This is a genomic window from Streptomyces sirii (genome assembly GCF_045690365.1).
GTDB classification, from domain to species: Bacteria; Actinomycetota; Actinomycetes; order Streptomycetales; family Streptomycetaceae; genus Streptomyces; species Streptomyces sirii.
This window is the reverse complement of record NZ_CP147982.1, coordinates 4,502,221-4,523,805: the sequence shown is the minus strand read 5'-3', so window position 1 is coordinate 4,523,805 and position 21,585 is coordinate 4,502,221. Positions and strand designations below refer to the sequence as shown.

General features: G+C 73.5%; 16 protein-coding genes. 10 read left to right on the top strand and 6 right to left on the bottom strand.

Annotated elements, in window-relative coordinates:
* The first annotated feature begins 40 nt into the window (after positions 1 to 40).
* Complete coding sequence (locus WAB15_RS20230) at positions 41 to 1,558, top strand: protein kinase domain-containing protein (protein ID WP_407287092.1); 1,518 nt, start codon at positions 41 to 43, stop codon at positions 1,556 to 1,558.
* A 63-nt stretch (positions 1,559 to 1,621) separates the two neighbouring features.
* Here the strand turns inward: WAB15_RS20230 and WAB15_RS20225 are convergent, their stop codons facing one another.
* From WAB15_RS20225 to WAB15_RS20200, 6 genes are all read right to left on the bottom strand, one after another.
* On the bottom strand, positions 1,622 to 3,178 hold the full coding sequence (locus tag WAB15_RS20225) for a serine/threonine-protein kinase (protein ID WP_407287091.1): 1,557 nt from the start codon (positions 3,176 to 3,178) through the stop codon (positions 1,622 to 1,624).
* Between the two features lie 164 nt (positions 3,179 to 3,342).
* Positions 3,343 to 4,734, bottom strand: a complete 1,392-nt coding sequence (locus tag WAB15_RS20220; protein WP_407287090.1) for an MATE family efflux transporter — start codon at positions 4,732 to 4,734, stop codon at positions 3,343 to 3,345.
* Between the two features lie 3 nt (positions 4,735 to 4,737).
* On the bottom strand, positions 4,738 to 5,766 hold the full coding sequence (locus tag WAB15_RS20215; RefSeq protein WP_399146007.1) for a cysteine synthase family protein: 1,029 nt from the start codon (positions 5,764 to 5,766) through the stop codon (positions 4,738 to 4,740).
* A 28-nt stretch (positions 5,767 to 5,794) separates the two neighbouring features.
* Entirely contained in the window at positions 5,795 to 7,168 is a 1,374-nt protein-coding gene (locus tag WAB15_RS20210) for a Y4yA family PLP-dependent enzyme (protein ID WP_407287089.1), read from the bottom strand.
* Positions 7,159 to 8,187, bottom strand: a complete 1,029-nt coding sequence (locus tag WAB15_RS20205; RefSeq protein WP_407287088.1) for an ornithine cyclodeaminase family protein — start codon at positions 8,185 to 8,187, stop codon at positions 7,159 to 7,161. Before WAB15_RS20205 ends, WAB15_RS20210 begins: the two co-directional genes overlap by 10 nt.
* A 29-nt stretch (positions 8,188 to 8,216) precedes the next feature.
* A complete protein-coding gene (locus WAB15_RS20200; protein ID WP_407287087.1) occupies positions 8,217 to 9,212 on the bottom strand; it encodes a TauD/TfdA family dioxygenase in 996 nt (331 codons plus the stop codon).
* Between the two features lie 390 nt (positions 9,213 to 9,602).
* Here WAB15_RS20200 and WAB15_RS20195 point away from each other — a divergent pair, with 390 nt between their 5' ends.
* The 9 genes from WAB15_RS20195 (at position 9,603) to WAB15_RS20155 (ending at position 21,575) form a co-directional block, all read left to right on the top strand.
* Positions 9,603 to 11,147 carry an ABC transporter substrate-binding protein gene (locus WAB15_RS20195; RefSeq protein ID WP_407287086.1) on the top strand — a complete coding sequence of 515 codons (1,545 nt, stop codon included), beginning with the start codon at positions 9,603 to 9,605 and terminating at the stop codon, positions 11,145 to 11,147.
* Positions 11,132 to 12,154, top strand: a complete 1,023-nt coding sequence (locus tag WAB15_RS20190) for an ABC transporter permease (RefSeq protein ID WP_399146012.1) — start codon at positions 11,132 to 11,134, stop codon at positions 12,152 to 12,154. The genes WAB15_RS20195 and WAB15_RS20190 overlap by 16 nt, the downstream gene beginning before the upstream one ends.
* Positions 12,151 to 13,029, top strand: a complete 879-nt coding sequence (locus WAB15_RS20185; RefSeq protein ID WP_407287085.1) for an ABC transporter permease — start codon at positions 12,151 to 12,153, stop codon at positions 13,027 to 13,029. The genes WAB15_RS20190 and WAB15_RS20185 overlap by 4 nt, the downstream gene beginning before the upstream one ends.
* Positions 13,026 to 14,552, top strand: coding sequence for an ABC transporter ATP-binding protein (locus tag WAB15_RS20180; protein WP_407287084.1), 1,527 nt, complete (start codon positions 13,026 to 13,028; stop codon positions 14,550 to 14,552). Before WAB15_RS20185 ends, WAB15_RS20180 begins: the two co-directional genes overlap by 4 nt.
* A 132-nt stretch (positions 14,553 to 14,684) precedes the next feature.
* The gene (locus WAB15_RS20175) at positions 14,685 to 15,113 is read left to right on the top strand and encodes a nuclear transport factor 2 family protein (protein ID WP_407287083.1); all 429 of its coding nucleotides are present in this window, start codon (positions 14,685 to 14,687) and stop codon (positions 15,111 to 15,113) included.
* A 290-nt stretch (positions 15,114 to 15,403) separates the two neighbouring features.
* Positions 15,404 to 17,131, top strand: coding sequence for a sensor histidine kinase (locus WAB15_RS20170; protein ID WP_407289257.1), 1,728 nt, complete (start codon positions 15,404 to 15,406; stop codon positions 17,129 to 17,131).
* Positions 17,132 to 17,253: 122 nt separating this feature from the next.
* A complete protein-coding gene (locus WAB15_RS20165) occupies positions 17,254 to 17,907 on the top strand; it encodes a response regulator (protein ID WP_399146016.1) in 654 nt (217 codons plus the stop codon).
* 196 nt (positions 17,908 to 18,103) lie between these two features.
* Positions 18,104 to 19,675, top strand: coding sequence for an alpha/beta hydrolase (locus tag WAB15_RS20160; RefSeq protein ID WP_407287082.1), 1,572 nt, complete (start codon positions 18,104 to 18,106; stop codon positions 19,673 to 19,675).
* A 163-nt stretch (positions 19,676 to 19,838) separates the two neighbouring features.
* Positions 19,839 to 21,575, top strand: coding sequence for a sigma-70 family RNA polymerase sigma factor (locus WAB15_RS20155; RefSeq protein ID WP_407287081.1), 1,737 nt, complete (start codon positions 19,839 to 19,841; stop codon positions 21,573 to 21,575).
* Positions 21,576 to 21,585: the final 10 nt, after the last annotated feature.

Here is a 21,585-nt window from a genome sequence, read left to right as displayed (position 1 = left end):
CTTCCGCCGTGTTGGCGTTTTCGGTCCGTGGAGGAATCCGGTGGAGCACAGAATCCTGGGGGAGCGGTACGAGCTGGTGGAGCAGCTCGGACACGGCGGGATGGGGACGGTCTACCGGGCCGTCGACCGCCGGCTGCGCCGTACCGTCGCGGTGAAGACCCTCTCCGCCGAGCTGGCGCTGCAGCCCGAGTTCCTCGCCCGGTTCCAGCGCGAGGCGCACGCCGCGGCCGCGCTCAACCACCCCGGTGTGGCCACCGTCCACGACGTGGGCGAGGACGCGGGGGGCGGCGCCGCCGAGCCGTATCTGGTGATGGAGTACGTGGCGGGCCAGACCCTCGGCCAGGTGCTGAAGGACGGTGCGCTGCCGGTGGCGCAGGCGGCCGACATCGTGGGTCAGGTGCTGGAGGCCCTGGACCACAGTCACCGGCACGCCATCGTGCACCGGGACATCAAGCCCGCGAACGTCATGCTCACCGACGGCCGGAAGGTCAAGGTCGTCGACTTCGGGATCGCCAAGGCGCTCAGCGAGGCCGTCACCCGGCTGACCGGGACCGGCGTGGCGGTCGGCACCCCCGCCTATCTGGCGCCGGAGCAGATCAACGGAGCCGAGACCGACCACCGTACGGATCTGTACGCCGTGGGCTGCCTGCTGTACGAGCTGCTGACCGGGCGTCCGCCGTACACGGGGGACTCCCCGTTCTCCGTCATGCACCAGCATCTGGCCGCGGAACCCGTGCCGCCCTCCCGGCTGCGCCCGGAGCTGCCGCCCGCCGTGGACGAGGTGATCGCCCGGGCGCTGCGCAAGGACCGGCAGGACCGTTTCGCGGACGCCGCCGCGATGAAGGCGGCACTCACCGCGGCGGTCGCGGCCCCGCAGGCCGTCCCGCTGCGGACCCCCACCACCGTCGACCCCGCGGCCGGGGCGGCGGTCGCGGCACCGTCCGGCGCCGAGCGGGCGTCCGGTGGCGGGCGGGCGTCCGGTGGCGGGCGGGCGTCCGGTGGCGAGCCGGCCCCGCAGTCCCCGCCGCACTCGCAAGTCCCGCAGTCCCCGCCCGCCCCGCGCCGGAGCCCGGCGCGGGTGGTGTTCCGGCCGACGGCGGAGGGCGCGGTGGCGCTGCTCGGCTGCCTGCTGACGCTGGTGATCGCCCGGGCCGATGTGATCGAGGTCGGCCAGTTCTCCCGGGTCGCCCTGCTCGCCGGTGTGGCGGGGGCGGTGCTGCTGCTGTGGTCGGCGCGGCTGGCGTGCGCGGTGGTGTGGGGGCCGGTGGCGGAGGCGGTGGTGGTCTGGTCCGAGCTCGCCCGCGGCTACCTCGGCTGGGACACCCACTACGTCATCATCGCCCTGGTCCTGGGCGTCGTCGCCGCGCTCTGCCTCGTCGCCGGCTACAAGGACGCCCGCGCCGGCGGATTCGCGCTGGTGGCGTTCTGGTTCACCGGTCTGGGCTCCGTCTGGTTCTTCCTCGACGACCTGCAGAAGATCGGCGTCTTCTACGTCCTGCTGCTGGGCGTCACCCTCGCCATCGGCACCCAGGTCCTCAAGGCGCGCATCCGGGCGTGATGTCGGCATGGCGGGGCGGGCCCGCGGTGCGGACGCGGGGCCTCAGACCCACGTGCGAAGCACCTAGGCGCGCAGCCGGATCCCCTTGACCGCGTTGTCGAAGACCGGCCGGTATGCGTTCCACTGGGCGTTCGGCGCGGAGAGGTAGACGACGTACTGCGTGCCGTCCGTGCCGGTGAAGGACAGCTCCACGGCCCGGAAGTCCCGCGCCTGGCCCGGGAAGGTGAACTCCCAGTACCCGGCGGGCCGTCCCCGGAAGGTCGTCGGGCCCATCCGGACCCGCTCATAGCCCGGGTTGTCGCGGCGCGTCTGCTCCTCCTCGGTCTGCTCCCAGTGCCGGACCGGGTCGGATCCCCCGAACTCCACGACGTCGACGCGCAGTCCCACCAGCCGGGTCGGGTCGACGTAGGCGACCTCGCCGCCGGCCACGTCCTTGGGGGCCCAGCCGTCCGGTACGGGCACGGAGAAGCCCTCCCCGGCCTTCTCCAGGTGGTATCCGGCGGGCAGCGGTGGCGGGGGCGAGGGGCGGGGGCTCGGGCTGTCGGAGGCGGGGGCCTTGGACGGAGCGCTGGCCGTCGCATCGGTGTCGCCTTGGGGCCACAGCAGGGTGGCGCCGGTCACGGAGGCGGCGACCGCGGCCGCCACGGCCAGCCACAGTGCCGCCCGGCGGCGTCGGCCACCGCGCGCCGGGGCCACGGGGTCCGCCACCGGCTCCGGGCGCGTGGCCGGGTCGTCGGCGGCGGCAGGCGCGACAGAGGCGGTGGAGGCGGTGCCGGGCGCCGCCGTGGTCCGGCTGCCCGCCGCGGCCGCCTCGGCCAGCAGGCGTTCGGCCTCGTGCGCGTCCATCCGCCGCCCCGGCTCCTTCACCAGCAGCCCCTCGATCACCGAGGTCAGCGGTCCGGCGTTGCGCGGCGGGTGGTAGTCCTCGGCGGCGATCGCGTACGCCGTCTCGATCGCGGTGTCCCGCTGGAACGGGTGGCGCCCCTCGACCGCCTGATACAGCGTCGCTCCCAGGGACCACAGGTCGCTCGCGGGGCCGGGCTCGGCGATCCCGGGCCGCAGGCGCTCCGGCGCGAGGTAGTGGATCGATCCGACCAGCTCGCCGGTCTTGGTCAGCGTGGAAGTGCCGGACTCCACGGCGATGCCGAAGTCGGTCAGGACGATCCGCCCGTCGTGCCCGAGCAGGACGTTGGCGGGCTTGACGTCCCGGTGCAGCACTCCGACGTCGTGTGCGGCGCGCAGTGCGGCGGCCGTGCTGCGGCCGATCCGGGCCGCCTCGCCCGGCGACAGCGCGCCCTGCCGCTTGACCACGTCGCTCAGCGTGACCGAGGGGATGTACTCCATCACGATGCACGGCAGGCCCTCGTCGTCGACGACGTCGTGCACCACGATCACGTGGGGGTGGGTGACCCGGGCGGCGCTGCGGGCCTCGCGGCGGGTGCGTTCGTGGAGCCTGAGGACCTCGTCGTCGTGCAGCTGCGGCGGGATGTGCAGCTTCTTCACGGCGACGTGCCGGCCGAGCAGCTCGTCCTCGGCCCGCCACACGGTGCCCATACCGCCGCGGCCCACCCGCTCCACCAGTCGGTAACGGCCGGCTATGAGCCGCCCCGGATCGGACACCGTCAGACCTTCCCCTCATCGCATGCCTGAACAGTTCGCGGGAGCACCTTAGCCGGTGCGCGTGATCCGGCCAGGATGGCGGATTCCCTGCGATCCGGCAGGGCGTTCCACGCGCCGAGACGCAACCGGGCGGGGGCGGAGGCGGGCCGCCACGGCACGTGATGTCACGCTGGGTGATCGAGGGTCTGTCGGTGCAGGTGGCCGGGCAGATGGCTGTCGTAGCGGCGCAGGAGCAGTACGGCGGTGGTGGCCAGGCCGGTGAGCAGGCCGAGCCAGATGCCGAGCGTGTCCAGGTGCAGGGGGTAGGCCAGGAGCCAGGCCGCGGGCAGCCCGACCGCCCAGTAGCCGACGAGGGTGATGCGGAAGCCGCTCTTGGTGTCGTCGAGTCCGCGCAGCAGCCCGACGCCGATGTTCTGCGCGCAGTCGAAGAACTGGAGCAGCGCGGTGACCATGAGCAGCCGGGTGGCGAGGGCGAGGGCCTGGCCGGAGTCGGGGCCGGAGTCGAGGAAGGGGGCGAGGACGAGCCGGGGCACGGTCAGGTAGGCCGCGCCGACGACGGTCATGACGGCCGCCGCGCAGGCGAGCGCGGTGTTCTTGATGCGGCGCGCGGCGTCGGCGCGGCCGAGGGCGAGTTCCCGGCTGACGTGGATCGACGCGGCGTGGGAGAGGCCGACGGCGACCTGGAAGACGATGTAGACGAGCTGGTTGACGGCGGTGTGCGCGGCGAGGGCGGCGGGGCCGAAGGAGCCGGCCATCAGCGCGGTGAGGGAGAAGAACCCGGCTTCCGATCCGTACGTCGCGGCGATCGGTACGCCGAGGCCGACGAGCCGTTTGACGGTGGCCGCGTCGGCCCTGGCCGCGTTGAGCGTGAGCAGGGGCGCCAGCCGGCCGTCCTTGCGCGCCGAGGCGTACAGGGCGAGGAAGGACAGCAGGTGGACGGTGGTCGTGGCGACGCCGATGCCGGTCAGGCCCAGCCGGGGCAGGCCCCACATACCGTGGATCAGCAGCCAGTTCAGGCCGGCGTTGACGGCGATGGAGGCCAGCGTGATCCGCAGCAGGGCCTGGGGGCGGCGCATGCCGACGGTGAACTGGCGGACGGCCTGGAACCACAGGCAGGGCAGCAGCCCGGGGGCCAGCGCGAGCAGCATGGTCCGGGTGCGGGCGACGACGGCGGCGTCCTGGCCGAGCCAGGTCAGGCCCTGGCCGATGAGGATCAGCGCGACGGCGCCGGCGAGACCGGCGAGCGTGGCCACCGCCAGGCTCGCGCGGACGAGCGCCCGGACCTCCCCGTGCTCGCCTTGCGCGTCCGTCCGCTCGGCGCGCGCCGCCGCGGCCGCTGTCTGATTGCCGACGGCGGTCACCAGGCCGACGCCCATCGTGCGCAGCTGGTTGAACAGGACCAGGGCCAGACCGCCGGCCGCCAGCTCCTCGGTGCCGAGCAGGCCCATCATCACGGTGTCGGTGGTGGTCAGGGCGACTTGGGCGAGCTGGGTGAGGACCAGCGGGACGGCGAGCGTGGCCAGGGCGCGGCTGTCGCGCAGCAGAGTGGTCGGCATGGGTCAGCGGCTCCCGCGGAGCTTGCCCAGCAGCTCTTCGATCTCCCGCTCCGCGGCGGGGTCGAGGAGGCCGCGGTCCTGCATCCAGGCGTCGTCGAAGACGGTGTCCAGGTATTTCTCCCCGCCGTCGTTGACGAGCGCGACCATGGTGCTGCCGGGCGGCAGCAGGGGCAGCCGGACCAGGGCCTCGTGGACGACGCCGCCGGCGGAGCCGCCGATGAGCAGGCCGGTGCGGGCGACGGCCCGGCAGGTGGCGAACGCCTCGACGTCGCCGACCTTGACGCCCTCGTCGATGAGTCGGAAGTCGACCAGGGCACCGATCTCCGCGCCCTCGGGGGTGCCGGTGCCGGACTGGTAGTAGTCGTGGGCGGGGCCGCCGAAGGCGATCGACCCCTTGGGTTCGACGCCGATGGTGGTGAACGACGGCAGCAGCGTGCGCAGTTCGCGGGCCGTTCCGCAGAGCGCGCCGCCGGTGCCGACCGCGCCGATCAGCACGTCGAGCCGGCCGTCGAGGGCCTCGTACAGCTCGTGTGCGACGGGGAAGTAGCCGACGCCGTTGCTGGGGTTGTTGTGCTGCTCGGTGAAGACGGTGTTGTCCCGGCCGCGGGCGAGGTCCTCGGCGAGCTCCTCCCGTGCGGCGGTGGCGAGTTCGTCGGTGCCGCGGTCGGCGACGTGGACGAGCTCGGTGCCCAGGGCCTTCATGGCGCGCAGCTTGTCCGCACACGCGTGGTGGTCGACGACGGCGGTGAAGGTGTAGCCGCGTTCGGCGGCGATGACGGCGAGGCCGAGGCCGGTGTTGCCGGACGTCGACTCGACGATGCGGCCGCCGGGCCGCAGCGCGCCGCGCTCCTCGGCGTCGAGGACCATCTGGCGGGCCATCCGGATCTTCGCCGTACCGGTGGGGTTGAACATCTCCAGCTTCAGCAGCAGCCGGCTGCCGGTCTCGGAGGCGGCCACCTCCAGCAACGGGGTGCGGCCGATGAGGTCGGATATGAGGGAGACCACGGCGGGGCGGTGAAGTGCTCCGGGCATCGGATACTCCTGTGAGGGGGCGTACGGGTCAGCTGCGCTGCCGGTCCAGCCGCCAGCGCGGCCGCGGTCGTTCGGTGCGGTCGATGACGACCTTGGGCGGCAGCGGCAGGTCGTGGAAGGACGACTCGTTGGAGTCCATCTGGTAGCCGGCCGTGTTGGGGTAGACCAACAGGTCGCCGATGCGGGGCCGACGCGGGAAGGGGATCTTCCGCCAGCTGATCAGGTCCGACTCCAGGCAGGTGGCCGCGCCGACGCTGGCGGGGTGCAGGCCGGCGGGGGCGTCCGGGTCGTGGGAGAGCAGGTGGGGGTCGGGCAGGTACTCGCTGTGGAACCACTGCTCGGACAGGCTCAGGCTGGTGCCGTCGACGGTCAGCAGCTGGTAGCCCGCGCGGTCCTTGACCCCCTGGATGCGGAACACCGTCGCGCCCGCCTGGTCCAGCAGGGCGCGGCCGGGCTCCAACAGCAGGGTGAGCGCGGCGTCCTGGAGCAGTGCGGCCAGGTTGCGGTGGTGCCCTTCGGGCCGGGCGGCGAGCAGGGCCCGCAGCGCCCCGGCTCCGGCGGCCGGGGAGTGGTAGGGGTAGAAGTCGCCGGCGGTGAAGGACTTTCCCGCGTGGTAGTGCCCGCTGTGCTGACCGGCGAGGAAGCCGCGCCAGCTGACGGCGTCGGTGTAGCTGACCGCCAGGCCGCCGCCGATGCTGATCCGGTCGGCCACCAGCCCCCGGGCGCGGGCCTTGAGGCACCGCTCGACCAGGCGCCCGGCCAGATCGGCGCGGGGCTGCACGGCGTATCCGGACAGGTGGAAGCTGAAGCCCTCCATCCGCACCGCGTCGGCCGCCCGCGCACAGCGCTCCAGGGCGGCCTCCAACTCGGTGTCGTGCAGGCCGAAGCGGCTGTGCGGCTGGGCCGGCGGCAGGCAGCGCAGGACCACCCGCGCCGGGCGGACCGGGTCCGGCCCCACCGTGGCGATCAGCGCGTCGAGTTCGTCGAGCGCGTCCACGGCGATCAGCGCGCCCTGGCGCACCGCCAGGCGCAGCAGGGCGCCGTCCTTGGCCGGTCCGGTGACGACGAGGTGCTCGCCGCGGACCCCGTGTCCGAGGGCGTCGCGCAGCTCGCCGACGGAGGCGGTGTCGACTCCGGCGCCGTTCGCCGCGCAGCGTTCGCTCCACACGGCGGCCTTGTTGGCCTTCTTCGCGTAGTACACGAAGCCCGCCACGCCCGCGTCCGACAGCGCTGACCGCAGGGTCCGCAGATTGGCGTCGAAGGCGTCGGGCAGCAGGAAGTGGAACGGCCCGCCGAGTGCGTAGGAGAGCTCCGCCAGCAGTCCGCTGTCCAGCACCGCTCTGGTGGCGGGGTCGGGCAGGGCGGGCAGCGTCGGCCAGCCGGACGCGCCGCTCACCGCCACAGCGGCACCTCGGTTCCCAGGCCCTGTGCCAGCGCGAGCTGGGCGAAGCGGTGGCCGAGGGCGATGTCGGTGACGACCAGGCCGCTGTTGTACGCGAAGATCTGCTCCTTGTCCGAGCCCCGGCCGAGCGCGGCGCCGGCGAGCACGGGTGGGAACTCGACGTCCACCGAAGGGAGTTGGCCGTCGGAGTCGGCCATGTCGGTGCCGGTGACGTTCATCTGCGCCTCGCTGGTGGCGACGACCCGGTCGGCCCGGTGCAGCGTCGAGGGGGCGAGGCCGTGGCCGACCAGGACGGACAGCGCGCCGGGCCGCAGCCAGTCGGCCTCGACGGCGGCGGGGGTGTGGGCCCCGGCGGTGGCGACGATGACATCGGCGTCCGCGGCGGCGGCCCGCAGATCGCCCACGACCTCCACCTCGCGGTCGGGGAAGTGCGCGCGCAGCCGCTCGCGGACCGCGGCGATGCCGTCGGGGTGGGTGCCGGACAGCATCAGCCGGTCCAGGTCCGGCAGGGTGGTCAGCAGGAACGGCAGGGCCAGGCGGCCCTGGGTCCCGGTGCCGATGACCAGGGCGCTGCGGGCACCGGGCGCCGCGCATTCGCGGGCCAGCAGCGCGGAGGCGGCCGGGGTGCGCAGCGAGCCGATCCGGGAGCAGTCCATCATCGCCACCGGCAGGCCGGTGACGTCGTCGTAGAGCGTGAGCGCGGTGTAGTAGTGCTGCTCGGTGCGGTCCTTGTCCAGGCCGTGCTTGTAGGAGGTCTTGATCGCGACGACGTCGCGGGAGCCGTCGCGGCCCAGCATCGCGTAGGAGACCGAGTGCCCGTCCGGCGGTTCGACGGTCAGCTTGCGGGGGTTGTCGGACCGCCCGGCGTGCAGGGTGCGGTAGGCGCCCTCCACGGTGGCGACGACGTCGGCCAGGGAGATGTCGATCCCGGCCAGGTCGGTGGTGGTCAGGATCCGCAGGTGCCGGTCGCCGCCGGATATCGGGGGGTCGGCGGGGGCGGTGGTCGAGGTGCCGGTCATCGTGTGGTGCCTCCAAACCGTACGAGCTGTCAGCTGGTGTGCGCTTCGAGGGCGGCCTGACCGTAGCCGTGCTCGCCGGCTTCGGCCAGGGGGCGGCTGCGGCGTCCGGGAACGCGGACCAGGGCCCGTTTGAGCCACCGGTCGCTGCCGTCGTAGCGGGCCTGGAAGGGCACCCGTCCGTGCACCACCAGGTCGTTGTCGACGACGAGGACCTCGCCGGGGGCGAGCCGTACGGCGACCGACACCCGGGCGAGTTCGGCCGTGAGCCGGGCGTAGGCGGCCCGGTAGGCCGCGTCCGCCGGGTCGAGCGGGGTGTACGCGGGGTCGAAGCGCAGGGTCAGGCCCGCGTCGGTCGCGAAGAGGGCGGGCACCGCGGGCGGCGCCTGCGCGGTGTAGCTCTGCGCCGCGGTGTAGGCGTCGTCGGGGAGGATCGGGGCCACCGGCCGGGTCAGTACGGCGATGTCCTCGTCCGCGAGGCGGGTTCGGCGGATGCTGGCGGCGGTGGTGGCGACGGCGTCGTGGTTGCGCAGGCAGCAGAGCATCAGCAGGTGGGCGCGGCCGGGGTGGAAGGCGTCCTCGGTGTGCGGGCTGAGCAGCACGGTGCTGCTGGCGCCGGTCTGCTCGCTCTCGTGCCCGGCCGAGGGGACGATGTTGTGGACGAACCGGCCGTCCTGCTGGCCCTTCCAGGCGAGGGGGTTGCCCATCACGGCGGCTAGCAGCAGCAGTTGGACGTCGTAGCGGGCCCCGCTCTCGCCGGCGGTGGCCCAGTCGTCGGGCGTCGGCCCGAGGGCGTCGTCGTCGACGTCGATGCCGCGCAGGACGAACAGGCCGTCGGCGGTGTCGACGGGGCGGCAGTGGTGCCGCAGGGCGTCGCCGAATGCGGCGGCCGCCTGCTCAACTCGCCGCAGGAGCGGGGGTGATGGGGTGGAGGTGTCGGATTCGGCGAGGATCTGCTCAGCGGCCTCGCGGAGTTCGCTCACGGTGCGCTCGTCGAGCTGGCGGACAGGTGCGGCTGCCGTGCTCATGGCAAGGGTCCGTTCCGTCGTTCGGCAGGGGGAATCGCGGCCTGCGGGGAGCCGGGGTCAGGGGCGGCGCTGATCCGAAGTGGGCAGGGCGGAGCGGCCGCTCGGGGGCGGTCGGTGCGGTGGTTCGCCGACGAACGGCCCGAACGCTAGACAGTGGACTTAGGCAAGGCAACCCTTACTGGCCGGTCCGGTCGGTTTTTGGCTGAATCTCTGATGTGCCGTCAAAAAGTAGGTGTTGAACGGCACTTCGCCGACACCTCGGCAAGCGGAAGTGCCATTCGACCATCCGTTCATCGGCGCCGGACCCCTTGCGGCAATGGTTGTCATTAGGGTAGGCAAACCTAAGCACCGCCACCCCCCCAGTCGCCCCGAAGCGGATCGAGGACGAACGTGGATGTGAACAGGCGTCAAGTTCTGTGGGCCGGTGGAGCGATAGGCGCGGCGGCACTGCTGGCCGCATGCTCGGGAAGCGGCGAGACCTCCGCCGGCGCCACGGGCGGCACACCCCGGCGGGGCGGCACGCTGCGGGTCGGCGCCCTCGGCCGGGCCTCCGCCGTCACCCGCGACCCGCACGCCACCCAGGCCAACGAGAGCGACTACCTCATCATCGCCCTCGTGCACGACACCCTCACCGCCCCCGGGGCGAAGACCAACACCGTGCCCCGGCTGGCCGCGCGCTGGCGGTCCTCGGACGATCTGAGGACCTGGCGCTTCACCGTCGCGAAGGGCGCGACGTTCCACGACGGCAGCCCGGTCACCGCCGAGGACATGGCCTGGTCGCTGCGCCGGCTGCGCGCCACCCCCACCGGCGCCACCCGCCTGCCCGGCATCAGGGCCGAGAACATCAAGGCCGAGGGCGCCGACACCGTCGTCCTGGTCTCCGACTACGCCAACGCCGATCTTCCCCTGCTCACCCGTCTGACGACCTTCGTGCTCAAGAAGGGCACCACCGACAAGGAGTTGGGCAAGGCGCCCGGCGCCGGCCCGTTCAAGCTGGACTGGTTCCGCTCCGGCAACGCCCGACTCGTCCGCAACGAGCACTGGTACGGCGGCGAGGTCCTCCTCGACGCCATCGAGGTCAAGATCTTCGAATCCCCGCAGGCGATGTCCAACGCACTGCTCCAGGGGCAGATCGACCTCGCCTCCAACGCCGGCGCGGTGGCCGCGCGCACGGCGAAGAAGCGCAAGGACATCCAGATCGTCCGCCGCCCCGACGACATGGCGCTGCCGATCGTCATGCGGACGTCCGACGGCCCCTTCGCGGACGCGAAGGTGCGCCGGGCGCTGCGGCTGGCGGTGGACCGCGAGGCCATGGTCGAGCAGGTGCTGTCCGGCTACGGCACCGTCGCCAACGACATCCTCGGCACCGGGGACCCCGCCTACGCCGCGTCCGTCCCGCAGCGCACCCGCGACCTCGCCGGGGCCAGGTCCCTGCTGAAGGAGGCGGGCTTCGACACCTCGAAGACGTACCGGCTGCTGACCACCGAGGACATCCCCGGCCTGGCCGAGTCCGCGACCCTGTTCGCCACCCAGGTCCGGGAGGCCGGGGTGAAGATCGACGTGGTCCGGCAGGAGTCCGCCACCTTCTGGGACAAGACCTGGCTCAAGGCCGATCTCTACACCACGTACTGGGGCACCAACGACTCCGTCGTCTTCTTCGCCAGCAAGACGATGGTCTCCGAAGCGGCCCAGAACGAGGCGGGCTGGAAGAACGCCGCGTTCGACAAGGCGTACCGCGAGGCCATCGGCACCAAGGACACCGACCGGCGCGCCAAGGCGCTGAAGAGGCTGCAGCGGATCGAACACGACGCGTCCGGCTACCTGCTGTGGGGCATGGCCGACGGTATCGACCTGGCCACCGCCCCGGTGCGCGGCCTGCCGACCCTGCCCGGCTACGGACGTGTGCAGCTGGAACGGGCATGGCTGGACCGCTGAGCGGTACGGCGAGCGGACCGGCCGGAGGGCCGACCATCCTCCGACCGGCCCGGCCCGCGCTGTCCGCGGCGCTGCGCGCGGGCGGCCTGCTCGTCGTGCCGGCCCGCCGGCTGCTGCTGCTCACCGTGCTGCTCGCCGCCGTCTTCGCCGCCGTCGAACTGCTGCCGGGCGACGCCGCCACCGCCACCGCCGAACGCGGCGAGAGCGCGGCCGACCTCGCGCAGCGCCGCCACCTCCTCGGCCTCGACCGCCCGCTTGCCGCCCGCTTCGCGGACTGGATGACCGGTCTGCCCACCGGTGACCTCGGCACCTCGGCCCACGGCGAGACCGTCGCCGACCTGCTCGCCCGCCCCTTCCCCAACACCCTGCTGCTGGGCGGACTGGCCCTGCTGGTGACCCTCGCCGTCTCGCTCGGCCTGGGCTGCCTGGCGTCGCTCAAGCCCGGCGGCACCGCCGACCGGGCCGTGTCCGCCACCGCCACCGGCATCCTGGCGCTGCCCGAATTCGTCGTCGCGGTCGCCCTGGTCCTGGTGTTCGCGCTGACGGCGGGCTGGCTGCCCGCCGTCACCCTGACCGGCGCCGACGGCGCACCCGCCTCCTGGCGGATGCTCGTCCTGCCCGTACTGGCGCTGTCGATCCCGCAGATCGGCTGGAACACCCGCATCGTGCGGGCCGCCCTCGCCGACGAGGCCAAGGCGCCGCACATGGAGACCGCGGTGCTCGACGGGCTGCCGCGGCACCGGATCTTCATCCACCATCTGCTGCCCGGGGCGCTGCCCACCATCGCGGCGGGCATCGCCACCTCGACCGGCATGCTGCTGGGCGGCGCCGTCGTGGTGGAGACGATCTTCAACTACCCCGGTATCGGCGGGGTGCTGGCCGGCGCCGTCACCGATCGGGACAGCCCGGTCGTCGCGGGCGTCGTCGCGGTCACCGGAGCCGTCATCACCGGTGTGCTGCTGCTCGCCGACCTCGTACGCGCCTGGGCTTCCGGAGGCCGCGTATGACCGCCCCGACCGCACCGCACGCCACCGCCCCGCAGCCCGCGGTCCGCAGCGCGCCGCCGCGCCGCCGAGTCCGCCGCGGCCTCGTGCTGCGCACCCTGCCCGCCCTGCTGCTCATCGCCGTCGCCGTCGCCGGGCCGTGGCTCGCCCCGCACGCCCTCGACACCCCGGTCACCGCCCCGTACGCCGAGCCGGGCGGCCAGGCGCCCCTCGGCGGCGACCAGCTCGGCCGGGACGTGCTCTCCCGCCTGCTCGCCGGGGGCCGCGCGCTGATCTCCACCTCCCTGCTGGTCGCCTTCCTGGTCACCGCGGCCGCCGCGCTGCTCGGCGCGCTGGGCGCCCTGCGACCGGCCCTCGGCCGGGTCGTGGAACGCTCCGCGGACGTGCTGATGCTGCTGCCGGCCGTGCTCGGCATCCTCCTCGTCGCGCTGTCGTGGCCGGGCGGCGGCCGTCTGGCGGTGGTCGCCACCGCCGTCGTGCTGGGGGTGCCCTACGCGGTGCGCCTGGTCTCCGGCGCCGCGGCGCCGGTCGCGGCGTCCGGCTACATCGAGGCGGCGGCGGTCGGCGGCGAGCGGCTGTGGCACCTCGTCGTCCGCGAAGTCCTGCCCAACCTGCGCGCCACGCTGCTCGCCCTCTTCGGGCTGCGCTTCGTCGCCGCCGTCTACGTCGTGTCCACCGCCGGCTTCCTCCAGGTCGGCCCGCAACCGCCCACCGCCGACTGGTCGTTGATGATCCGGGAGAACGCGGGCGGCATCGTCCTCAACCCCTGGGCCGTACTGGCCCCCAGCATCGCCATCGGCCTGCTGGCCATGAGCGTCAACCTGGCGGTCTCGGCACTCGTACCGCAGACCGGCCGGAAGGCGGTGACCGCGCTGTGAACCACCAGCCCGACCGGTACCCCGAGGACCGGGCCCCCGCCGTGGGAACGGCGGTGACCGTCACGGACCTCACCATCGCCGCCCCGGACGGCCGGCTGCTCCTCGACGGCGGCAGCCTGTCGGTCCGCCCCGGCCGCATCACCGCCCTCACCGGCCCCTCCGGCTGCGGCAAGACCACCCTGCTGCGCGCCGTGGCCGGGGTGCTGCCCGCCGGCGCCCGGCGCACGGCCGGCCGGATCGACGTCCTCGGCCAGGACGTGCTGACGCTGGGCGCGGCCGAGCTGCGCGCGCTGCGCCGCCACCGTCTCGCCTACGTCGGCCAGGACCCCGGCCCCGGCCTCAACCCCCGGATGAAGGTCCGCCGGCTGCTCGCCGAGGTCGCCGTGGACCGCGGCCCACAGGCGCTGCACGACCTGCTCGCCGAGGTCCAACTGCCCACCGGCGAGGGGCTGTCGGGCCGTCGCGCCGGCGAGCTGTCCGGAGGCCAGCAGCGGCGCCTCGCGCTGGCCAGAGCGCTGGCCCGGCGCCCCGCCGTACTGCTCCTCGACGAGCCGACCGCCGGCCTCGACCCGGAGCTGCGCGACGAGATCGCCGCCCTGCTGCGGCACCTGGCGGCCCATCACCGGCTCGCCGTCGCCCTGTCCTGCCACGACGGGGACCTGGTCGCCCGGCTGGCCGACGACATCGTCGACCTCTCCCGGGCGACGCCCGTACCGCCCCCCGCGCCCCGTACCGCGGCCCGGCCGCTCCCCGCCGGCGAGCCGACGCTCACGGTCTCCGGCCTGCACGCGGCCTTCACCCGGCGCGGCGGCCGCCACCCCGTCCTCCACGGCATCGACCTCACCGTGGCCGCCGGCTCCAGCACGGGCATCGTCGGAGCCTCCGGCTCGGGCAAGACCACCCTGGTGCGGGCGATGGTCGGCCTGCACCGCCCCACCGGCGGCGCCGTGACCCTCGACGGAGTCCGCCTGGCCCCCACCGCCCACGGCCGCACCCGCGAACAGCGCCGACGCCTCCAGCTCGTACCGCAGGACCCGCTGGGCACCCTCAACCCCAGCCGTACGGTCGGCGCGGCGGTCGGCCGCCCGTTGCGCCTGCACCGGCGCACCTCCCGAGGGCAGACCGCCGCCCGGGTCCTGGAACTCCTCGAACGCGTCGGCCTGCCCGCCCACTTCGCCGACCGCTACCCCCACGAACTCTCCGGCGGGCAGCGCCAGCGGGTCTCCATCGCCCGCGCCCTGGCCGCGGACCCCGACGTCCTGGTCTGCGACGAGGTCACCTCGGCCCTCGACGCCGGCACCGCCACCGCGATCATGGACCTCCTCGGCGACCTCCGCGACAGCCGCGGCCTGGTCCTGATCCTCATCAGCCACGACCTCCATCTCGTCGCCGACCGCACCGACACCCTCCTGGTCCTCTCCGCCGGCCGGTCCGTCGAGTCCGGCCCCACCGCGCGGCTCTTCGCCTCCCCGGCCCACCCGGTGACGGCGGCGCTGGTGTCGGGGGCGACCCAGCCGGCGTAGGGCGATCCCGGGGACCGATGGGCTATTCAAGTTTGACTAGATCCTTCGGGGTCGGTATCTTCACCCGGAGTAGTCAAGCTTGAATAGCCCTGCCTGGGTGCTGGGCGCCTTCGACGACCGTGAGGAGTCTGTGTGACCTTCCTGCCCGACGCCGGGTACGTGCCGACCGCCGAGGACCGCGCGAGCCTGGAGGCCTGGTTCGCGGAGTACGACGCGCACAGCGCGCGGCGCGACGTGGCGCGGATGGCCGATATGGCGGTCTTCCCGCTCAACCTCGTCAGCGACGACACGGCCGGCGACGGCCGCTCGGCCCAGTGGGACCGGGAGCAGTTCGTCGCGACGATGACACAGGTCATGGGGGACGGCAGCGAGGACATCACCTTCGAGTCCACGCGGACGCCCGTCTTCCTCTCGCCCGCCATGGCCGTGGTCTTCTCGGACTCGGTCATGACGGCACAGGGCCGCACCCAGCGGCTGCGCTACGCCGACATCCTGATCAGGCGGGACGGGACCTGGGCGTTCCAGACCATGATCCAGGGCGGCTGGGGCGACAACCTCTAGGCCACGACATCCAGCGGATGCCCGTCAGGCGCCCGGACCCGGATAGCCGTATCCGGAATGCCGGGCGTCGACCGGTTCCGAGGGCCGGGCGGCCGCGGCCGTGGGACTTTGGTTGCTGCCGGTCGCGACGAAAGGCGATGTCGTCGGCGGGCGGGCTTGCCTAACGTAGCCGCGTGACAGGTGTGGAAGGCAAGGACCGTACGGAGCCGGCGGACCGGACGTCGGCGGCGAGGCTGGGCGCGGCGGCCCGGCGGCTGGCCGATCCGGTCAGGACCCTCCTCGACCCCGGTATGTGGCCGCCCAGGCGCATCGCGGGCGAGGTGCTGCTGAGCCTCACGATGGGGTTGATGGCGGCCGGAATCGAGGGCCTGGACGACAGCAGCGGCACCGTGCGCACCGTCGCCGTAGCCCTGGCCGCCGTACTGCTGCCGCCGCTGCGCCGGGCGCTGCCGGCGACCGTGCTGCTGGTGACCGCCGTCGCCTCCGCCGGGCTCGACGGCCTCGCCCCGCTGCTCCTGGTCGCCGGCTGGTCGGCCGGGCGGCGGATCGCCGCCGTCGGGCGGGCGACCTGCACCTTCGTCCTCGCCTACGTCCTCAACATCGGCCTGGCCCAGGTGTGGGAACTGCCGCACTTCTCGCCGGGAATCCTGATCATGAGTGCCCTGGCGACGCTGGTCGCGGTCATCGTGCCCGGCCTCGCCGGCCGCTATTGGTCGCAGCGCCGCACCCTGGCGGACACCCTCCGCGAGTACCACGCCCATCTGCAGCGCGAACGCGAGATGATCGCCGTTCAGGCCCGGATCCGCGAGCGCCAGCGCATCGCGCAGGACATGCACGACAGCCTCGGTCATCAGCTCGCGCTCATCTCGGTGCACACCGGTGCCCTGGAGGTGGACCGCGAGCTGACCGGGCGGCAGCGGGAGGCCGTGGGCGTGCTGCGCGAGGCGTCGGTGGCCGCGATGCACGAGCTGCGCGAGGTGGTGGGCCTCCTGCGGGACGGTACGGAGGCCCCCGGCCAGGGCCTCCCTCCGGTGGCCGCCGGGGGAGCCCCCACCCCCGCCCTCGCGGCGCTGGGGGAGGAGGAGGCCAAGGCGCCCTCGCGGGGCGTGGCCGGCATCGACGGCTTGATGGAGGCGTCCCGGGGCGCGGGTGCGGCCGTGCGGCTGCGGCGCTCGGGCGAGGTGCGCCCGCTCGCCCCGACCGCCGATCACGCGGCGTACCGCCTCGTTCAAGAGGGCCTGACCAACGCTCACAAGCACGCCCCGGGCGCCCCGATCACCATCGAGCTGCGCTACGAACCGGACTCGCTGGTCGTGGAGGTCACCAACGGTCCCGCACCCGAGGGCGGCGCCCGGAACGTGGTGAGCGGTGGTCAGGGGCTGACCGGCCTCGGGGAGCGGACCCGGCTCGTCGGCGGCATGGTGCACGCCGGCCCGACGGCGGACGGCGGCTTCCGGCTCGCGGGCGTGCTGCCCTACACCTCGCCGGAGGGCGCCCCGGGCCCCGCGCCCGGCGGCACGGCGACGACGTTCGTCGACGGCGCAGGAGACTTTCGGCAGCAGCTTCCGGCGGGCTCGCCGGGCGACGCTGATCCGGTCAACGACTGGAACGGCATGCCGAAGGAGCTGGCCAAGGCAATGAGCAGGAACAGGCCTGGACGTGGGATAGCCGTCGGCTGCGGGGTGGCGGCGTTGGTCGCCCTGTTGCTGGTGATCGTCGCGGTCCTCGGGCTGGTCGTCGCGGCGGGCGAGGCCGACAAGGCCATGATCGAACCGAAGTTGTACGACACGGTGACGGTGGGGCAGCCGGAGTCGGAGGTCCGCAAGAAGCTGCCCGACGGAGCCTCGTTCCTCACCGAGGGGCTGGAGAAGGGCGCCCCACCCGTGCCCAAGGGGGCGAAGTGCCTCAGCCTGAACTCCACGGAGTTCGGCAGCAGCCTGGACAAGAGCCCGGTGTACCGGTTCTGCTTCAGGGACGGCAAGCTGATCGAGAAGGAGTCCTTCGAGATCAAGGACTAGCGGAGATCGGAGCGACACCCCCCTGAGGGCGGCGCACAGGCCGCCCGGCGCTCCGGGCGGGCGGATCGGGGATGATGGCGAGTGGCCGCAGGCAGGACCGCTCAAGACCGCGCAGGAGAGTCGTGATCAGGGTTCTCGTCACGGATGACGAGCCGCTCATTCGGGCGGGCATCAGGATGATTCTCACCTCGGCCGACGACATCGACGTCGTCGCGGAGGCGGCCAACGGCCGCGAGGCGGTCGAACTGGCCCGCGCCCAGCGCGTCGACGTCGTACTCCTCGACATCCAGATGCCGGTCATGGACGGGCTGACGGCCCTGGCCGAACTCCGCCGGACCGTCCCCGACACCCGCGTGCTGATCCTGACGACGTTCGGGGAGCAGCAGAACGTGCTGCGCGCCCTGACCGAGGGCAGTGCGGGCTTCCTCCTCAAGGACTCGGCCCCCGCGGAGCTGATGGGCGCGGTACGGGCCGCCGCGGCCGGGGACGCGTACTTGTCGCCCGGCGCCACCCGCCACGTCGTGGACTCCCTGGCGTCCGGCCAGACCACGCGCCGCACCGAGCAGGCCCGCCGCAGGCTGGAGACGCTGACGGACCGCGAACTGGAGGTCCTGGCGCTGCTGGGCGAGGGCCTGTCCAACGCGGACGCCGGAGCCCGGATCCATATGAGCGAGGCCACGGTCAAGACGTATGTGAGCCGGATCCTGTCCAAGCTGGGCTGCGAGAACCGGGTACAGGCCGCCCTCCTGGCACGGGACGCCGGCCTGGGAACCTGACCGCCCCACCAGCGCACTCGATCACGCCCGCCGCGGGTCCGTCGGCAGTCGCGCAGCAGCTTCGGCGCCTCCTCACCCGTGACCTTCCTACCGGGCGGCGTACGGCACAGCACGACACGGCCTGCCGACCCGCCCCCTCCGAGCAACAGCCCCCAGCCGCCCCCCTGTCACAGAAACCTGTCACAGAAAGACGACCATGCCCGGATCGCGTTCTCTCCGTACCACCACACTCCTGTCCGCATCCGTCCTCCTCGCCCTCACCGCCACCGCCTGCGGCCCCCGCCAGGACGACACCGGCCCCCTGACGCCCCGCCCCACCGCCTCCTCCCCTGCGGCCGGTGCACTGCCCGCCTCGCTCACCGCCCAGAAGCTCAGATGGCGGCCCTGCCCGGCACCGTCCACCGCTCAGGGCGGCGGCACGGCACCCGGCAAGCTGCCGGACGGCACGGTGTGGGAGTGCGCGCACCTCAAGGCGCCCCTGGACTACGGCAAGCCGACCGGCGACACCCTCGACCTCGCGCTGATCCGCGCCAAGGCCGAGGGCGGCGGCAAGCGGATCGGCTCGCTGCTGTTCAACTTCGGCGGACCGGGCGCATCGGGCGTGGCCACCCTGCCGGGCTACCCGCCGGCCCAGTCGCTGCGCTCGCGCTACGACCTGGTCAGCTTCGACCCCCGCGGCGTCGGCGACAGCGCCGGTGTGAAGTGCCTGAGCGACAAGGAGTTCGACGCGCTGCGCGCCGAGACCCTCGATCTGGACGGGACGGCCGAGCAGACCAAGAAGGCCGCGGCGGCCTGCGCGAAGCACTCCGGCAAGGTGCTGCCATACGTCGGCACCGAGAGCGCGGCCCGCGACATGGACCTGATACGCCAGGTCCTGGGGGATGCCAAGCTCAACTACTTCGGCATGTCCTACGGGACCGAACTCGGTGGTGTCTACGCTCACTTGTTCCCGAAGAACGTGGGCCGTACGGTCCTGGACGCCGTGGTCGACCCGACCAAGGACCCCGTCCAGGAGTCCCTGGGCCAGGCGAAGGGCTTCCAGCTGGCGCTCGACGACTACCTCGCCGACTGCGCCGAGAAGCCCGGCAGCTGCCCGTACCCGAACCGCGAGGACGGCCGCAAGCGGATCGCCGCCCTGCTGGCGAAGACGGAGAAGCGGCCGCTGCCGACCCGGAGCGGGCGCAAGCTCACCCAGGAGCAGGCGGTCGTCGGCATCGTCGCGATGCTCTACTCCAAGGAGAGCTGGCCGAGCCTGTCGATCTCGCTGTCGGACGCGGAGCAGGGCAGCGGCGACAACCTGCTGATGATGGCCGACAACTACAGCGGCCGCGACGACAAGGGCCACTACAGCACCATGCAGACGGCCAACTCCGCGATCAACTGCGCCGACATCAGGCAGCGCCCCACCCCCGCGGAGGTGCGGACCAGACTGCCCGAGTTCCGCAAGGCGTCACCGGTCTTCGGTGAGCTGACCGCGAAGGGCCTGCTCGGCTGCACGGGTTGGCCGGTCACCGGCAAGAGCGACACCCCGGAGGTCTCGGCGCCGGGCGCCGCCCCCATCGTCGTCATCGGCAACGCGGGCGACCCGGCGACCCCCGTCGAGGGCGCCCGGAAGATGGCCGACAAGCTCGGCAAGGGCGTGGGGGTGCTGGTCACCGTCAAGGGCGAGGGGCACGGCACGTACGGCGTGAACCAGTGCGCCACCAAGGCCGTGAACGGGCATCTGCTCGACGGCAAGGTCCCGACGGACGGGACCGTCTGCTCCTGATCACGACGTGGCCGGCGGCGGGGGGCCCGCACCTGAGCCCCCCGCCGTCCGAGCATGCGCTCGGTTCGCGGCGCACTTTCCGTTATCGTGCACCGCCGCCGGCGGTCTCCCTTGTGCCGGGCAGGAAAGGCGAGGACCGGAAAGGGAGTGGGCAGGCGTGGGCGTGAGCACGGAACACGACAGCGTGGTGGAGGCGGCGCGGCGAGGGGACCAGCGGGCTCAGGACGAGCTGGTCGCCGGCTATCTGCCGTTGGTGTACAACGTCGTCGGCCGCGCGCTGAACGGGCATGCGGACGTCGACGACGTGGTGCAGGAGACCATGATCCGCGCGCTGGGCGGCCTCGGCTCGCTGCACGATCCGGGACGTTTCCGGTCCTGGCTGGTGGCCATCACGATGAACCAGATACGCAGCCACTGGCAGAAGCACCACGCCGCACCAACCGACTCCGGTCTGCAGGACGCCTACGACGTGGCCGACCCGGGTGCGGACTTCGTGGACCTGACGATTCTGCGGCTGGGGCTGGAGGGGCAGCGGCGCGAGGCGGCGGAGGCCACCCGCTGGCTGGACACCGACGACCGCGCACTGCTCTCGCTGTGGTGGCTGGAGGCCACGGGCGAGCTGAGCCGGGCCGAGGTGGCCGCGGCGCTGGAACTGTCGCCGCAGCACACCGCGGTGCGCGTACAGCGGATGAAGGCGCAGCTGGAGACGGCCCGACTGGTGGTGCGGGCGCTGTCCGCGACGCCCCGCTGTGTGCTGCTGGACGATGTGATCGCGTCCTGGGACGGCCTTCCGTCGGCGCTGTGGCGCAAGCGGATCGCGCGGCACGCCCGTGACTGCACGGTCTGTTCGGGCTTCGAAGCGGGACTGGTGCCCGCCGAGGGGCTGCTGGTGGGCCTCGGTCTGGTGCCGGTGGCCGGGGTGCTGGGAGGGCTGGCGGGGCTGGCCGCCCTCCACGGGGCCAGGGCGTCCGCCGAGACGGTGACCTTCGAGGCGGTAGGGCAGGTCGGCCACACGGACCTGGGCGGCCACGCGGACCTGGTCGGCCGCACCGTCCCGGTCGACCCCGCCGGTGCGCCCGGCTCACCGGGCGCGGGCCCGGGCGACACCGCAGTCACCCCCTCCGCGGGCGGTGGCCATCGAATACCGAACCGCACACAGAGCCCGGGCCGCGCACCGAGCCGCACGCAAAGCCGCAGGCAGAAACAGGGCCGGCGGCGGGCGTCCCGGACGGCCGCCGGTCTCGCCCTGCTGGTCATAGGCGGCACGGTCGGCGGGATAGCCATCCTGTCGCCGGGCGAGGAGCGGGAGACGGTGCGCTCGGCGCCCGCCAACGTGCCGGACCTCACCCGGCCCTCGACCCCCGCCGCCCCGCCGTCGCGCACCGCCTCGAAGTCCCCCTCTCCCAAGCCCGCCAAGTCCGCTTCCCGGAAGCCCTCGTCGGCCCCCTCGTCCGCCGCCCCGAGCCGGTCGAAGAGCAAGCCGCCGACGGCGAGGCCCGCGCCGCCCGCCACGCCCGAGGCGGACCCCGCCGACACCCCGGCCGAGAAGGTCCTGGCACTCGTCAACGACGAACGGGCCAAGGCGGGCTGCGGCAAGCTGACCTCCGACGACCGCCTGGCCCGCGCCGCCCAGCTGCACAGCGAGGACATGTCCGACAACGGCTACTTCGACCACGCCAGTCGGGACGGCCGGAGCTTCGTCGACCGGGCCCAGGCGCAGGGCTACCAGAACCCCGGCGCCGAGAACATCGCCCAGGGCCAGAGCTCCCCGGAGAGCGTGATGCAGTCGTGGATGAACTCGCCCGGCCACCGCGCGAACATCCTCAACTGCGACCTGAACACCATGGGCGTCGGCCTGGTCCAGAAGGACTGGACCTGGACCCAGCTCTTCGGCTTCTAGCGACGCCCGG

Excerpts from the sequence above, each read along its gene's own strand:
- WAB15_RS20190 (WP_399146012.1), top strand. The coding sequence starts at position 11,132 with ATGGCTGGACCGCTGAGCGGTACGGCGAGCGGACCGGCCGGAGGGCCG.
- WAB15_RS20185 (WP_407287085.1), top strand. The coding sequence starts at position 12,151 with ATGACCGCCCCGACCGCACCGCACGCCACCGCCCCGCAGCCCGCGGTC.
- WAB15_RS20205 (WP_407287088.1), bottom strand. The coding sequence starts at position 8,187 with ATGACCGGCACCTCGACCACCGCCCCCGCCGACCCCCCGATATCCGGC.
- WAB15_RS20215 (WP_399146007.1), bottom strand. The coding sequence starts at position 5,766 with ATGCCCGGAGCACTTCACCGCCCCGCCGTGGTCTCCCTCATATCCGAC.
- WAB15_RS20200 (WP_407287087.1), bottom strand. The coding sequence starts at position 9,212 with ATGAGCACGGCAGCCGCACCTGTCCGCCAGCTCGACGAGCGCACCGTG.
- WAB15_RS20220 (WP_407287090.1), bottom strand. The coding sequence starts at position 4,734 with ATGCCGACCACTCTGCTGCGCGACAGCCGCGCCCTGGCCACGCTCGCC.
- WAB15_RS20170 (WP_407289257.1), top strand. The coding sequence starts at position 15,404 with ATGTGGCCGCCCAGGCGCATCGCGGGCGAGGTGCTGCTGAGCCTCACG.
- WAB15_RS20160 (WP_407287082.1), top strand. The coding sequence starts at position 18,104 with ATGCCCGGATCGCGTTCTCTCCGTACCACCACACTCCTGTCCGCATCC.